The sequence below is a fragment of the Brevibacillus migulae genome (genome assembly GCF_004521915.1).
Taxonomy (GTDB): domain Bacteria; phylum Bacillota; class Bacilli; order Brevibacillales; family Brevibacillaceae; genus Brevibacillus_F; species Brevibacillus_F migulae.
Window position 1 is genome coordinate 1 of sequence record NZ_SDKD01000022.1, and the last position, 12,193, is coordinate 12,193.

Annotated in this window: 16 protein-coding genes; 7 read left to right on the forward strand and 9 right to left on the reverse strand. The window is 49.0% G+C overall.

The annotated features are described in order from the left end of the window. Positions 1 to 182 precede the first annotated feature (182 nt). A complete protein-coding gene (locus EIZ37_RS20670; protein ID WP_134686674.1) occupies positions 183 to 845 on the forward strand; it encodes a cell wall hydrolase in 663 nt (220 codons plus the stop codon). A 316-nt stretch (positions 846 to 1,161) separates the two neighbouring features. Here EIZ37_RS20670 and EIZ37_RS20675 read toward each other — a convergent pair whose 3' ends face one another. Continuing rightward, complete coding sequence (locus EIZ37_RS20675) at positions 1,162 to 1,929, reverse strand: SDR family NAD(P)-dependent oxidoreductase (RefSeq protein WP_407921162.1); 768 nt, start codon at positions 1,927 to 1,929, stop codon at positions 1,162 to 1,164. Positions 1,930 to 2,030: 101 nt separating this feature from the next. Here EIZ37_RS20675 and EIZ37_RS20680 point away from each other — a divergent pair, with 101 nt between their 5' ends. From EIZ37_RS20680 to EIZ37_RS26100, 3 genes are all read left to right on the forward strand, one after another. After that, entirely contained in the window at positions 2,031 to 2,333 is a 303-nt protein-coding gene (locus EIZ37_RS20680) for a DUF1811 family protein (protein ID WP_134686676.1), read from the forward strand. After that, positions 2,333 to 2,779 (forward strand): DUF441 domain-containing protein, encoded by a 447-nt coding sequence (locus EIZ37_RS20685; protein WP_134686677.1) that lies wholly within the window; start codon positions 2,333 to 2,335, stop codon positions 2,777 to 2,779. The genes EIZ37_RS20680 and EIZ37_RS20685 overlap by 1 nt, the downstream gene beginning before the upstream one ends. Positions 2,780 to 2,886: 107 nt before the next feature. Next, positions 2,887 to 3,027, forward strand: coding sequence for a hypothetical protein (locus EIZ37_RS26100; RefSeq protein ID WP_167569058.1), 141 nt, complete (start codon positions 2,887 to 2,889; stop codon positions 3,025 to 3,027). 195 nt (positions 3,028 to 3,222) lie between these two features. Here EIZ37_RS26100 and EIZ37_RS20690 read toward each other — a convergent pair whose 3' ends face one another. Genes EIZ37_RS20690 through EIZ37_RS20700 form a run of 3 tightly spaced genes read right to left on the reverse strand, consistent with a single transcriptional unit; the run spans position 3,223 to position 5,506 of the window. Beyond that, on the reverse strand, positions 3,223 to 3,516 hold the full coding sequence (locus EIZ37_RS20690; RefSeq protein ID WP_134686678.1) for a hypothetical protein: 294 nt from the start codon (positions 3,514 to 3,516) through the stop codon (positions 3,223 to 3,225). After that, positions 3,516 to 4,361 carry a DUF1444 family protein gene (locus tag EIZ37_RS20695; protein ID WP_134686679.1) on the reverse strand — a complete coding sequence of 282 codons (846 nt, stop codon included), beginning with the start codon at positions 4,359 to 4,361 and terminating at the stop codon, positions 3,516 to 3,518. Before EIZ37_RS20695 ends, EIZ37_RS20690 begins: the two co-directional genes overlap by 1 nt. 35 nt (positions 4,362 to 4,396) lie before the next feature. Beyond that, positions 4,397 to 5,506 (reverse strand): DUF3900 domain-containing protein, encoded by a 1,110-nt coding sequence (locus EIZ37_RS20700; RefSeq protein ID WP_134686680.1) that lies wholly within the window; start codon positions 5,504 to 5,506, stop codon positions 4,397 to 4,399. 112 nt (positions 5,507 to 5,618) lie between these two features. On the opposite strand from EIZ37_RS20700, the gene EIZ37_RS20705 reads away from it, so the two are divergent. Further along, the gene (locus EIZ37_RS20705; protein ID WP_134686681.1) at positions 5,619 to 6,461 is read left to right on the forward strand and encodes a serine/threonine protein kinase; all 843 of its coding nucleotides are present in this window, start codon (positions 5,619 to 5,621) and stop codon (positions 6,459 to 6,461) included. A gap of 23 nt (positions 6,462 to 6,484) precedes the next feature. Here EIZ37_RS20705 and EIZ37_RS26105 read toward each other — a convergent pair whose 3' ends face one another. From EIZ37_RS26105 to EIZ37_RS26110, 3 genes are all read right to left on the reverse strand, one after another. Further along, a complete protein-coding gene (locus EIZ37_RS26105) occupies positions 6,485 to 6,640 on the reverse strand; it encodes a hypothetical protein (protein WP_167569061.1) in 156 nt (51 codons plus the stop codon). A gap of 93 nt (positions 6,641 to 6,733) precedes the next feature. Then, positions 6,734 to 7,963 (reverse strand): DEAD/DEAH box helicase, encoded by a 1,230-nt coding sequence (locus EIZ37_RS20710; protein WP_134686682.1) that lies wholly within the window; start codon positions 7,961 to 7,963, stop codon positions 6,734 to 6,736. Between the two features lie 107 nt (positions 7,964 to 8,070). Then, entirely contained in the window at positions 8,071 to 8,214 is a 144-nt protein-coding gene (locus EIZ37_RS26110) for a hypothetical protein (protein WP_167569064.1), read from the reverse strand. A gap of 147 nt (positions 8,215 to 8,361) precedes the next feature. Between EIZ37_RS26110 and EIZ37_RS20715 the strand changes: the two genes are divergently transcribed. Continuing rightward, positions 8,362 to 9,417 (forward strand): phosphodiester glycosidase family protein, encoded by a 1,056-nt coding sequence (locus tag EIZ37_RS20715; protein WP_134686683.1) that lies wholly within the window; start codon positions 8,362 to 8,364, stop codon positions 9,415 to 9,417. Positions 9,418 to 9,485: 68 nt separating this feature from the next. Here EIZ37_RS20715 and EIZ37_RS20720 read toward each other — a convergent pair whose 3' ends face one another. Further along, positions 9,486 to 10,352, reverse strand: a complete 867-nt coding sequence (locus EIZ37_RS20720; protein ID WP_134686684.1) for a HEPN domain-containing protein — start codon at positions 10,350 to 10,352, stop codon at positions 9,486 to 9,488. Positions 10,353 to 10,399: 47 nt separating this feature from the next. Next, a complete protein-coding gene (locus EIZ37_RS20725; RefSeq protein WP_134686685.1) occupies positions 10,400 to 11,260 on the reverse strand; it encodes a hypothetical protein in 861 nt (286 codons plus the stop codon). A gap of 145 nt (positions 11,261 to 11,405) precedes the next feature. Here EIZ37_RS20725 and EIZ37_RS20730 point away from each other — a divergent pair, with 145 nt between their 5' ends. Continuing rightward, the gene (locus EIZ37_RS20730; RefSeq protein WP_134686686.1) at positions 11,406 to 11,564 is read left to right on the forward strand and encodes a small acid-soluble spore protein P; all 159 of its coding nucleotides are present in this window, start codon (positions 11,406 to 11,408) and stop codon (positions 11,562 to 11,564) included. The last annotated feature ends 629 nt before the right edge of the window (positions 11,565 to 12,193 follow it).

The window sequence follows — 12,193 nt, forward strand, 5'->3', positions numbered from 1 at the left end:
GAAAAACCCCAGTAAAATATGGGGTTTCTCGTCAGTCTGAAACACAGCCGTTTGTATAGGCTGTGTTTTTCTTTTTAGCAATCATTACCGGTTGTTTTTTGAGAGCAGGCACGTTAGACTTGCACCTGACCCGATCGCACCAATTATCCGATCATTACGATGCGAAAAGGAGGATTACATTCATGTCTTTTTATAAACTTACTCGCTTGCGAGTGATTCATATATCCGTATTCTTGATTATCTCATTCTTGTTCCTGATCACGCCTACTTCCGCCATGGCACCGCAAATGTTGAAGCAAGGCAGCCAAGGGATCGATGTGTGGAAGCTCCAGCAGGATTTGTATGTATTGGGTCTGTTTACTGGACAAATCGATGGCGTTGCTGATCCTGAAACGATCGCGGCTATCCGTGCCTTCCAAAGGTTGAGTAGCCTTGCCCCGACAGGAAAATTGGATAGCAAGACGATTAGCGCCTTGCAAAAGCAGCGTATTTCCGCGAAAGAGCTGGACATGCTGGCCCGTCTCGTCTATGCAGAGGGGAAAGGTGAACCCTATGAGGGCAAGGTGGCCATTGCGGCTGTCGTTCTGAATCGACTGCACTCCCCTCAATTTCCAACTACGGTAAGCGGAGTCATCCTGGAGTCAGGTGCCTTTAGTGTCGTAAAAGACGGAAAGCTGCCGGCTGAAACCAACGAGGAAACAAAAAAAGCTGTGCTGGAGGCGTTAAGCGGCAAAGATCCGACGAATGGCGGCCTCTATTTTTTCAATCCCGAGCTGGCAACATCAAGCTGGATCTGGTCACGGCCACAAGCGGTTGTCATCGGCAATCATATCTTCGCCAAATAAGCGATTAAGGAAAATAAATATTGTTTGATTGAACTTTATTTTTATTTTATTCCCATTTCACATTTCCTTGGTAGGATAATTCCTGTAAGCACATTTCAACGTTTTGAGAAGCAGATGTGCCGCTGCGGTTCCTTCGAGGCGGTAAGCATGCTTAGGTCTTTCGATGTAAGTATGCCTACCGTGCTTGAAACGCTGGGACTGGTACTTCCGGGTGAGAGCGGAAGCATTGGTCTGTACGGAGCATCTGCCTTCTCAGAACGCCCCCAATACTTGGACCTTCCTTTTCGGGAAGGTCTCTTTTTTTTATGTGATCATGCTAAAATCCGTAAACGGACATCCCGCCGTCGACCGCAATGGTCTGGCCTGTTATGTACGCGGCAGCATCCGAGGACAAAAAAACAGTCGGCCCGATCAAGTCTTCCAGTTCGCCAATCCTCTCCATTGGAGTCTGACGCAAAATCTCTGCTACATATTGAGGATCCTCCAGCAGCTTTTCTGTCAACGGCGTCCGGAAATACCATGGAGCGATGGTATTAATGCATACGCCGAATTTGCTCCATTCCAAGGACAAGACACGGGTCATATGGATGACGCCTGCCTTGCTTGCCCCATAGGCTACGCCTGTGCGCAGTGCTACCAGCCCGCCGACGGATGCGATATTGACGATTCTTCCGTAGCGCTGCTCTACCATGTAACGTCCGGCTGCCTGAGTCATGAAGAACGTTGCCTTCAAATCAAGATCAACGACTCGGTCCCACTCCTCTTCGGTCACGTCCAGCGCTTTGCTCCGTATGTTCATGCCCGCATTGTTGACCAAAATATGCAGCCCGCCGAGTTGTTCGACCGTTTCCTGAACGATTGCATCCGCAGCACCTGTCGCTGTCAGGTCAGCCTGAATCGTACAAGCACGCACTCCTTTTTCTCTTGCTTCTGCCACGGTCTGCTCCACATCGGCGGCAGTCCGCGCTACAGCTGCAATATTTGCCCCTGCTTCGGCCAGCCCCAGCGCAAGTGCTTTCCCAATCCCTCTGCCCGCTCCTGTGACGATCGCGGTTTTTCCGTGCAAGTCGAATCGATTGTTCATCTTCATCCCTCCTGTGCTTCCATTCCCTGTTAGTTTCGCGATCAATCGCACTGAACCCTTTTTCCTGATACAATAGGATGTGCACAAGGAGGGATACACATATGCGTTTACTTAGTCAAATGACCTTGGCCGAGCTTCAGGAAGAAATGGAGCGTCTGCGAAAGCTTATGGAAGAAAGCAAGCAAAGCGGCAATCATACCCAATATCAAATCCTGGAACAGAAATTTTTTATGGCCAAATCCTACTTCATCGGAACGGAGCCGTTTTTTGTCGGGAAAACCTATCGTCTGCATGGCTTCGACCTGCCGTTCACCATCGACTACTTTAATGGTGTATTTGCTTGGGGACGCTTTCCCGGCAGTGACGAAGCGGTTGGCTATCCTGTGGGGATGCTGGAAGAGTAATGGACATCACCAATCTGATCTTGCTGCTGTTTCTTACTCTCGGGATCATCGGCAACAATTCCTCCATTTCGATCTCAGTCGCCGTTTTACTGCTGCTGCGTCTGATCCATGTTGACAAGTCCTTTGTCTATTTGGAACGATATGGCCTGCAAATCGGTATCATCATTCTGACGATTGGTGTTCTTGCCCCTGTTGCCAGCGGAAAAATTACACCGGAGATGATTGGCAAGTCCTTCACCGACTGGAAAGCACTCCTCGCAATAGCCGTTGGAATCTTTGTGGCCTATCTCGGGGGACGTGGAGCCCATTTGCTGACAGCCAATCCATTGATCGTGACCGGGCTGCTCGTCGGGACAATCATTGGAGTGACGTTTTTGCGCGGTGTACCGGTTGGTCCGCTTATTGCAGCCGGGATCCTGTCTTTATTCCTGCAGCGGATTTCCTAATCGTGATCTTAAGGCCCTTCCTTCCATCGAAACACATTTTGTATGCATCTTTTTCGGAATGAACGCATACAATGTGTGAAAGGTTACAACGGGAAGGAAGGTTGATCATGGAAATTTACGAACGTAATGGTGTGTTTATCGCCGAGACCGAGTACCAATCCGAGCGCATTGTTAAGGTTGGAAAAACGTGGGAAGAAGCCAAGGAAAGACTTTTGACAACCTTGATGGTTCTCGAGATGATTGGGTAAAAGCTTCTGTATATTATAGAAGCTTTTTTTACTTTGTCAGAAACTTCCCGAAAGAAGGACTTGATAACTTCTTTGAGCGGACGTCTATGGAAGTTTTCTCATTGCTGCGAAAGTGTGCGGGCAATTGCTCCTACTGCGGGCAGCGATCTGGAGTTGATGTTATCCATCAGGCAGCCCGCAATTCGACGCAATCGATTATTTGGAAGGTGGACGTTTGGTTGAGGCGTTTGGTTTTGTTCGGATGCTCGGTTTCATATTCATAGGCCCAGGCTTCCGCTGTTCTTTTGCCTGAGGCTTTCCAGACGAAGCTTGCCGCGGCGCTTGCTGTCTTGGCTCACGCAGGCCAAGCTTTTTCACGATGCTCAGGAAAAGCTCATAGGTGACATTCATCTGCTCTCCCGGCTTCAATGTCTTTTGGTACGTCTCAAAATCCTCATAGAGCTCATCCATCAAATCTTCCAGCAGCTCTTTTTCCGGTTTGGTCAGCATTATTCTTGCTCCTTTCCGGTCTCATTGTGAATCACGAGATAAGAGACCAGCTCTCCGTTTTCATACAGAAACGGGATCGGTGTAATCGGGACAGGCCCCTTTCTGGCAAAATCATAGGTAAGCCGCGCTAACAGCTGCGCCCCCTGATCATCCGCCAGATCGGCCAAAATCAGCACATCCTGATGGGGGATGGCGACTCCAAGCATCCGGCCGCGTTTTTCTGCATCGTATCGGTCAAGCATCGAATCCAGCAGAACCCGACTCGCTGCATAGCCATCAGCTGGGTTGATAAAATGGATAAAATGCTCTCCGACTTGCTGAGTGCGGACAGGAACCTCCAGTTTGCGCAAATTTTCCATGGCGTACTCATGCAGCAGTTCTGGACTCCAGCCCGCTTCCTCTAGCATGGACAACTCAATAATCGAGTATCCATGCGGTTGGTCGAGTGCGTAGACAATCACGGTTTCCGATGTATGCGGCCGAAATACATACGTTGACCCTTCCCCTGCATGGCTGATAAATGAATGATGCCGCAGTACCGGGTAGATGGCAGATTCCTTCCCCTGCAATTTGCGATCGGTCATGTAGCCATGGACGCTTGCCAAAATCCGTTTGACAACCGTATAAATTGCTTCCTTTCTCTGCTCCGGATATTGCTCCACACGAGCATACAAAGCTTCGAGCGAAACTGGTTTGCGGATATTTCGGTCCCCTGCTTGATGAATGAGAACCAATCCTTCGCCCTCCACCGTGCACTCCCAGCCTGAAGGCAGCTCGCGGGTCAGCAATTCCCATGCTCGACGCTTTAACGATTCACGAATACGGTTCGACTCGCTTGCTGTCATGCATGCTCCCCCCATCAAGGTTTGTCTTTCGCCTCTTACCAAGGCGGTAAATCATCATCATTATGGTTCGCTTGAGGCGCATCCATACTCCGCCGCTCGATCTCCTGCACGATTTCCTTCAATGACCTTGGCTTCAGGAATTCAATAGGGGATATCCCTCTCTCAAATTGCAGGCTCTCTCCTTCCAGCAGGATCAAATAGCGATCATTTGCCTTCGCGATGTGAACCTTGGTGCCGTAATCTGCGAGCAACGCTTTGACTTGCATGTAATCCAGCTTGAATCTCATTTCGACTTCTGGCTGCCTGTCCGTGATGATATGCATGGCTTCCATGACGGTCTCGTGCTCCCAGCGTTCCGCCAGCTCTCGCTTGGGACTTGCCGCCATCAATTCGATCGCTTCTTCCTCCCGCATCCGTACTTCCGCATGCTCGGGCTCGGGATACATGATTTCGATATGCTGTCTGGCAAGAGATACCACTTCCTGGGAGACGATGTCCGTGACGGTTTGCGGATATTCAATAAATTTGAGAAATTCCTCAAAATAGCGGGCATGAGAAAATTGATGGATCTTTACTTGGTACCAATCGACCATCCCCGGCTCGATCAGGTGGGGATACAGAATCGCCTTCATGTTCTTGGCATTGATCGCCATCTGAACATTGGAGATCAATGTGCGTTCATCGGTAATGACCGCGGTTTTTTGTTCAAAGTCGCATTTCAGCAGGAAAAGGAAATGATCGTCAAAGCGCTCCAGCTTTGCTTTGACAAGGATCAATACCCCGCTTCGCACTTGCGCGGTGCGCAGATACATCTGGAGAATCTCCTGGCCTACCTCTTTTGCCTTGTTTTTTTCTTCGGCAGCCAGCAATTTGTGCAACAGCACGTAGTTTGGATTTGTCTCCACGCCATGCCCTTCCGCTACGACAAATTGCCCCAGCTTGGTCGGACTTCCCTCCGACTTCGGATTGGCTTCGACTTTACGTTTGGCAATTTTGGCAAACTCACTATCTAAAAAAACTTTCAATTCACTATCCTGATATTCTTCATGGGAAAGAGCCTTGGTCAAGCGAATCTGCTTTGCTCCTTGCTCCCCTTGATCCGGTTCCATTACATAAAAGACCAGCCAATCGACGGAAAACTTCATTTCTTCTCTACTCCTCGTCCAGATTGAACCTTCTGATTATATCAGACGATGCCGTATCCTGCTATAATGTTTATGGTTCCAAAAAGCTGCCTAGAGACAGGAGTGAAGCCAGTTGCTCTGGCAAAAATGGAAAGCATGGTTTCACCGGGTATGGACGGATCGGCCTTTGCCAGTTGGGACGAGGCTCGGTTCCTATCGGATCACATCGATCCTCGGATTGGGCAGCTACGGGATTGCCTATCTCGCGGTCGAAGAAGCAACAGGAGAGCTGTACGTATTGAAACAGGTGAAGCCCAGCCTGCGTCGGCATCCAAAAGGCCCTGCCATGCAGCATTACGAGGCCCAGGTGCTTCGTTCGTTATCCCATCCGCGCATACCCCAGGTGAAAGAACAATTTGAGCAAAGCGGCCACTACTTTTTAGTCATGACCTACATGACAGGAAGTACAGTGGAAGATTTGCTTTTCGAAAACCATCGTGAATATCCCCAGCTCAAAGCGCTTCAGCTCGTCATGGAGATCGCTGAAATCGTTTTGCATCTCCATCAACGGGGAATCATTCACCGGGATGTCCGGATTCCCAATGTGATCCTGCGGGAAGGAAAACCGTATCTGATTGATTTTGGATTAGCTCGTTTTTTAGGAGACCCAGCTACGTACGAAAGCGACACTGTGGACAATTACCCGCTGGAAAAGCAAATCAAGCGGAGGGTAGAGCCTGCCAGTGACTTGTATGCACTCGGTCACTTCCTGCTGTTTTTGCTTTACTCGACTTATGAAGCATCCCCTGATCAGGAGGAGCGTTCGTGGGAAGAAGAACTGTCGATTCCTGGGGAACTGCGCAGCATTCTCAGACGGCTGCTCCAGCTTGACCCACCGTACGCGAATGTCGAAGAATTTCTCGCGGAAGCCCGCTCCTTATTGGAGAAAGAAAAGAGCAGTCACACTAGCCAATAGGCCAGATGGACTGCTTCTTTCGTTTACTCTTTTATCGGTTTATTCTTGGCTTTTTCCATCATCTGATTGATTTCTTCCGCTTCGCCCTTCAAAGTCTGGCGTTCTTGCTTGGACAATGATTGTCCGCCGACACTTCCATTAACCAACAGTTCTTCTTCATCTAGACGATCTCTGCGCATGAAACCCTCCTGTGTCGATTCGAAGTGGGGATGAAGTTGACTCTTCTTCTACTTTGTTCCGAAGCCGTCTATCTTATGTATCCCTCTCCACGATCAACGCTTGGGACGCTTTACCTTCGCTTTTGACTTAGCGGCACCATTTCCATTGCGAGTCTGTCCGCTGCGATTTGTCTGCGGACGTCCCACTCTCTCACCCGGATTGATCAAACCGCCAAAAGCCATTTCCTTTTCTTCGATGGGAATACCTGTTTTTTTGGAGAATTTCTCTACAATGAAGCGCTCTTGCGGCGTAATAATCGAAAAAACGAGACCTGCTGCCCCCATCCTTCCCGTACGCCCGCTGCGGTGAATATACGCATCAGCATCTGTCGCCGGATCGAAATGAACCACGCATTCGATCCCCGGAATATCGATCCCCCGTGCGGCCACATCCGTCGCGATCAGCACCGGAACCTCTCCGCTGCGGAATTTTTGCAGGGTCAATGCCCGCTCTTCTTTGCTGGCATCGCGATGCAAAAGCCGGCAGTCCAGATGATGAAACTTCAGCTTGTCAACGATTTCATCCACCTTCTCCAATGTATTCACAAATACAATGGACGAACGGGCATTGACCAAGCGAAGCAGCCTGCGTAAGGTATCCACTTTTTTGCGGCCCTCGGTAACCAGCACAATATGATTGACCCCCATCTCGCTTTCAGGCGCTTGTGCACGGATCATCACCGGATCCTGTACGAAGGGCTGTGTCATCTTCATGACTGCATCCGGAAGCGTGGCGGAGAAAAAGACGCGCTGCGTATCCCGCATGGTGCGCTTCATGATCTCCCGCACCGGTGCAGCAAACCCTTCATCCAGCATACGGTCCGCTTCATCGACCACAACCATTTTCACCATATGTACCTTTACTTTTCGCTGATCCAACAACTCTTTCAAACGGCCCGGAGTCGCCACCACGACGGCTGGTCTCGTTTTCAGCTTGTCCAGCTGTCTCTTCGCATCCACACCGCCGATCAGCGCGACTGCGTGCATGTCCAGGGCTGCCAACAGTTGCTCTGCTTCTCTAAAGATCTGCATCACTAATTCATGCGTCGGTGCCAGGATCAGCCCCTGTATTTCTTTATTGTCTTTGTCCAGCCGAGAGCACAATGGAAGCAAGTATGCTAAGGTTTTGCCCGAGCCAGTCGGCGACTGCGCCAGCAAATCCTTCCCCGCCATCATCGCAGGAATGGCCTCTGCCTGTACTGGTGTCGGACTATCTATCTTTCTTTGCTTAATCAATTCGACCAATGGTTCTGCAATTTCCAATGATGCAAACGAAGTCACCACGTATTTCCTCCTCTAACAACACTCGTACGGGATAGCTTACCATGTTTTCCCTATGATTGAAAGAGGCGAAATCCGCGCGGGACCTCGCCTATTTCCAAATCGAATCGTTAGCGGTTATTGCTGTCCAGACGGGTTTCCCGTTTTTCCATCTTGTCATGACGATCTTTCTCCGTGCGCTGATTCCGCGTCCCCGGTGGATTTTTCGCATATTCCTCTACCTGGTTTTGAAATTCTTTATCATAGCCGCGCACTATCCTCACCTCCTGCCAGTATTGTTCCCTTCCGCTCCCATCTCATGCCCGTATGCAAAAACAGACGCGTCTCTCTCCTTTTCGAAACTTTTTGTCCCCCCATTCGTCATATGTAATGGAATCAAGATAGAAAATGGTGGGGAACATATGCAAACCTTATCTCGTATGGAAAAGCAAAAAAAGATGATACGAAAGCGGAAACGCCGCAGCCCACTGCGCTTCGTCAAGCGCTTTCTCTTTTTCTCCGTTATGTGGCTGTTTATAATGGCAATCGGCGGTGGCATCTTCCTTTTTGGCACCGATAAAGGGCTGGAACTGCGGGAATGGGCCGCAGGAACCCTCCTGACGACACAACACGATTACTGGGCTCCTTACACCTTCTTGCCGGAAGACAGGATGGACAAGCTTAAGCAGGAAATCAAGCAGCCTGTCATCGTCAATTCACAGCCGACAGTGGCGAAGCCTGCCCCTGAGCCTGCCACGTTGCCCGAAAAACCGCGCGAGCTGATCACCATCGAAGAAATCAGCGTGGATAAAGGAAGCTACAACTTCAAAGGGAAAATCATGTATATCTCTGACCCCAACCGTGTCCACCTCGTCACCACACAACGAAAGGATCGCGGCGATTTGCTTGACGAATTTACCAAGAAGCATCAAGCTCTCGGGATCGTAAACGCCAGCGGCTTTTATGACCCGGATGGGTACGGAAAAGGAAAGCAGGCTTTTGGACTTGTGATTTCGGACGGGCGGATTCTGCAAAACTACAATCCAAAGGGCGGCGATACGGCACTTGCCATCACGTATGATGGAAAGCTGATCACCGGCAGCTATTCCGCTCAGCAATTAATCGATATGGGTGTCCGCGATGCGATGAGCTTTCGCCCACAGCTCATTGTGAATGGGAAAAATTTGTTCACGGATCGTCCTGCTCAAAGCTGGGGCATTCAGCCCCGTACGGCAATCGGTCAAAAAGCGGACGGCACCATTGTCTTTGTGGTCATCGATGGCAGGCAGCCCGGCCATTCCATCGGAGCAAGCATGACCGACCTGGCGAATCTGCTGGAGCAAAAGGGAGTCGTCAATGCGATGGCGATGGACGGAGGTTCAAGCTCCATGATGCTTTATAAAGGGGAAGCCATTACCAAAACGTCCTGCCCGTATTACCGGGGAAGATACCTGCCCAATGCATGGGCGGTATTATAGGCATAGAAAAAAAGCAGTGAGCACACCATTGCGTGCCACTGCTTTTTCTTTTCCCAGATTGATGAACGTCACAGAGAAATTTCTTCAAAAAACGCAGGCTGATAGCGCTGCCGATAACTTTCCCCTGACAGAATCAATTCGTCCAGCCGATTGCGAAGCTCCTGTTGGCTGATGGTCTCCAGATACATGTTAATCAGCGCTGCCCGTGCCATACTGCGCAGCAGCAGGATTTCTTCTTTCAAATCATTCCCTAACTGCTTGCCGCTATGGACGATTTCCGAACGGTGATTGTAAGAGCGTTTGATAAAATCCGATATGCGCTTGCGTTCCTCCAAGCTTTGCCCGAAATAATAAGCAATCCGCAAACGCAGCTTGTACATGATTTCGCCCTTTTTTCCATCAGGAACAAACAGCGACTCCAATGCGATCCACAAGTCCAGCAAACGGTCTTCCCAGCCTTCTTTTTCCAGAGAAAGCATGTACCGGTTATAGGCCAAATCAGGAAATTGTCCATCCTGGGCAAGTAACCGTTCGAAGATATTCCGTGTCTTTCCGGAAAAATGGATCGGATCGCCTTCCAACGATCGCTTGAGGTAGGTGATCCCATGGGTCGGCTTTTCTCTGGTCATCACATACGGTATCGAGCATACACCGGCTTGTGCTGCCAAGTTCAGCTTATGCTCAAAGCTTTCAATGAGCGTTCGATCTTCATCGGTCACCTTCATCTCGGGATATTTGGCAACGATGAACAAGCTTTGTGCACTCACCTTTTTATCAAAGAAAAAGCGATTTTCATTCATTTCATTTCGCAAGTACCTGGACGTGACATCATACAGCCATTCTTCGCCAGACACAAGCATAAAAGGGATACCCAATGGGATCGCTACGGGCTCGTCAGTCATCGAATTGAAAACAGGCGCTATCAGTGTTGGCATGCCCTCAAACTCCCCTCTCCCTGCCGGTGTATGATTCCGTGATCACGCTACCTTTTCTTTTTGTCTTCTCCCATGATTTCATTGAGTTTTTGGGCGAGTCTCGCCGTTTCTTCATAATCTGCCAGAGCGGCAGGCTGCCCTGCGTAAAACAGATCGTATTTGGTAATCGTTGCCACCATTTTCCCATCGGCCGCTTTTTCAGCACGCAATGCGATGTGATGGTCGTAATCAATGAATTGGACAAAGGTATTCGTGATTCGAGTAACCTTCCCATAGGAGTTAATCAGGTCCTGAAATGTGGCAGTTCCTTTTTGTTGTTTTTCATACAGCTCGTCCCGCAGTAAAAAAACGGGGGCTGCTGCCAATATTTTTCGTTCCTTCGTAAAGTAAAACGGATATGGCTTGTCGTACTTTTCTCCTGTTATGGGGTTCACCAGAAAAGAAGCCATGATTTGCTCGACTGGTTTTGAGCCTCCCGCTACTGGCACTTTATACGGTGTTGGTCTTATATCCGTCTTGACGGGTTGTCCATACGCCGCAATCATCTCATCCATAGTCGTTTTTCCGATCACGATAGACGGATGCAGGATCAGTTCATTGGTTAAGTTGTTTTTATTCGCAGGTGTCGGCTTCTTTTGCGGGACGGCCACCGTTTTTCCAGCTTCAGGTTGAGTCGGGGCTGGCTGCTGCTGCTGCCCACCCGTTGCAGGCTGAGGCTGCTCTGTTGGTTTTTGCGTATTGGGTGCCGTATTGGGCTCCGTTTTTTCAGGAGTCTTCCCTGCTGGTGGTGTCTGCGGCTGCTGTGCCGTTGGTTCTTTGGCAGGCTGCTCGGGAGATGATGCACAGCCGCTTGCAAGCACGAGCACACAGGCGCTCATCACGGCCATCCATGCTTTCTGTTTTTTCATTGTCTATTCCTCCACTCCTTCCAGTATCTATTAGGATACCAATAATTACCCTCATTAGTCATCACTTGTTCCAAGAGAATCGCGTTTTCCTCCTCGAATGGGAAGCCAGCAAGGATCACATACTACACCAGAAGGAGATGATCAGATGAAAAAGGATAACCGCATTAATGAAACGGTCGAAAATCCGCATCAAGTATACAATAACGAATTCGAGCCGATTGAAACAGGCGGTCAGCCCATGGCTGGATCCAAACAAGTGAAGCAAGAAAACCATTCCCGCCAAATTCAGACCAGAGAGGGCTAAACAGCTTTGGGTAGACAAGTCATCATCGTGGCAGGTCTACCCTGCTTTATTTGTGGGCTGGCGTCCAAGCCAACCATCTATTCTTACCTGCAGATTGATATCCTATGTTTCATGATATCGGTAATACTCTATTTCCTTTTCTGTCTTATCGATAATTTCTGTGCGATTATTTATCTGTATTTCTATTGATTTCCTCTCTTTTTCGCCATTGCGTGGTCAAATACGTGGTAATACAAAAAGCCCCCAACCAACTTCGGTTGGGAGGGCCATATTCATTAAAACCTCTGAATTCAGCAAGAACGCCTGTGTATTCGTTCATTACAGAATGATTCGAAACACTTCTTTGTGTGCAGTTTCTTCTATTATCATAAGGCAGTCATCCATCTTTTCTATTGATTTAGATCGCCTTTTTCAAAAGAAGCCATTTTTTAACTTATTGCTTTGGAAAATAGGCATTTGCCCAGCGCGGTTTTATATGTATATACACTTTGAATCAATTGACGATCCGATACAATTTGCATATAAAGTTCGTCATGCAATATCAGTCCTGAAACATTAATTTCCCCCGTATCGGGGGATTTTTATGTTGGCTTAATATGTGTATAGCATGCTGCCCTTAACTGTTTTGA

Excerpts from the sequence above, each read along its gene's own strand:
- EIZ37_RS20685 (WP_134686677.1), top strand. The coding sequence starts at position 2,333 with ATGGACATCACCAATCTGATCTTGCTGCTGTTTCTTACTCTCGGGATC.
- EIZ37_RS20720 (WP_134686684.1), bottom strand. The coding sequence starts at position 10,352 with ATGCCAACACTGATAGCGCCTGTTTTCAATTCGATGACTGACGAGCCC.
- EIZ37_RS20730 (WP_134686686.1), top strand. The coding sequence starts at position 11,406 with ATGAAAAAGGATAACCGCATTAATGAAACGGTCGAAAATCCGCATCAA.
- EIZ37_RS26100 (WP_167569058.1), top strand. The coding sequence starts at position 2,887 with ATGGAAATTTACGAACGTAATGGTGTGTTTATCGCCGAGACCGAGTAC.
- EIZ37_RS20680 (WP_134686676.1), top strand. The coding sequence starts at position 2,031 with ATGCGTTTACTTAGTCAAATGACCTTGGCCGAGCTTCAGGAAGAAATG.
- EIZ37_RS26105 (WP_167569061.1), bottom strand. The coding sequence starts at position 6,640 with ATGCGCAGAGATCGTCTAGATGAAGAAGAACTGTTGGTTAATGGAAGT.
- EIZ37_RS20695 (WP_134686679.1), bottom strand. The coding sequence starts at position 4,361 with ATGACAGCAAGCGAGTCGAACCGTATTCGTGAATCGTTAAAGCGTCGA.
- EIZ37_RS20715 (WP_134686683.1), top strand. The coding sequence starts at position 8,362 with ATGCAAACCTTATCTCGTATGGAAAAGCAAAAAAAGATGATACGAAAG.
- EIZ37_RS20700 (WP_134686680.1), bottom strand. The coding sequence starts at position 5,506 with ATGAAGTTTTCCGTCGATTGGCTGGTCTTTTATGTAATGGAACCGGAT.
- EIZ37_RS20725 (WP_134686685.1), bottom strand. The coding sequence starts at position 11,260 with ATGAAAAAACAGAAAGCATGGATGGCCGTGATGAGCGCCTGTGTGCTC.
- EIZ37_RS20675 (WP_407921162.1), bottom strand. The coding sequence starts at position 1,929 with ATGAACAATCGATTCGACTTGCACGGAAAAACCGCGATCGTCACAGGA.
- EIZ37_RS20670 (WP_134686674.1), top strand. The coding sequence starts at position 183 with ATGTCTTTTTATAAACTTACTCGCTTGCGAGTGATTCATATATCCGTA.
- EIZ37_RS20690 (WP_134686678.1), bottom strand. The coding sequence starts at position 3,516 with ATGCTGACCAAACCGGAAAAAGAGCTGCTGGAAGATTTGATGGATGAG.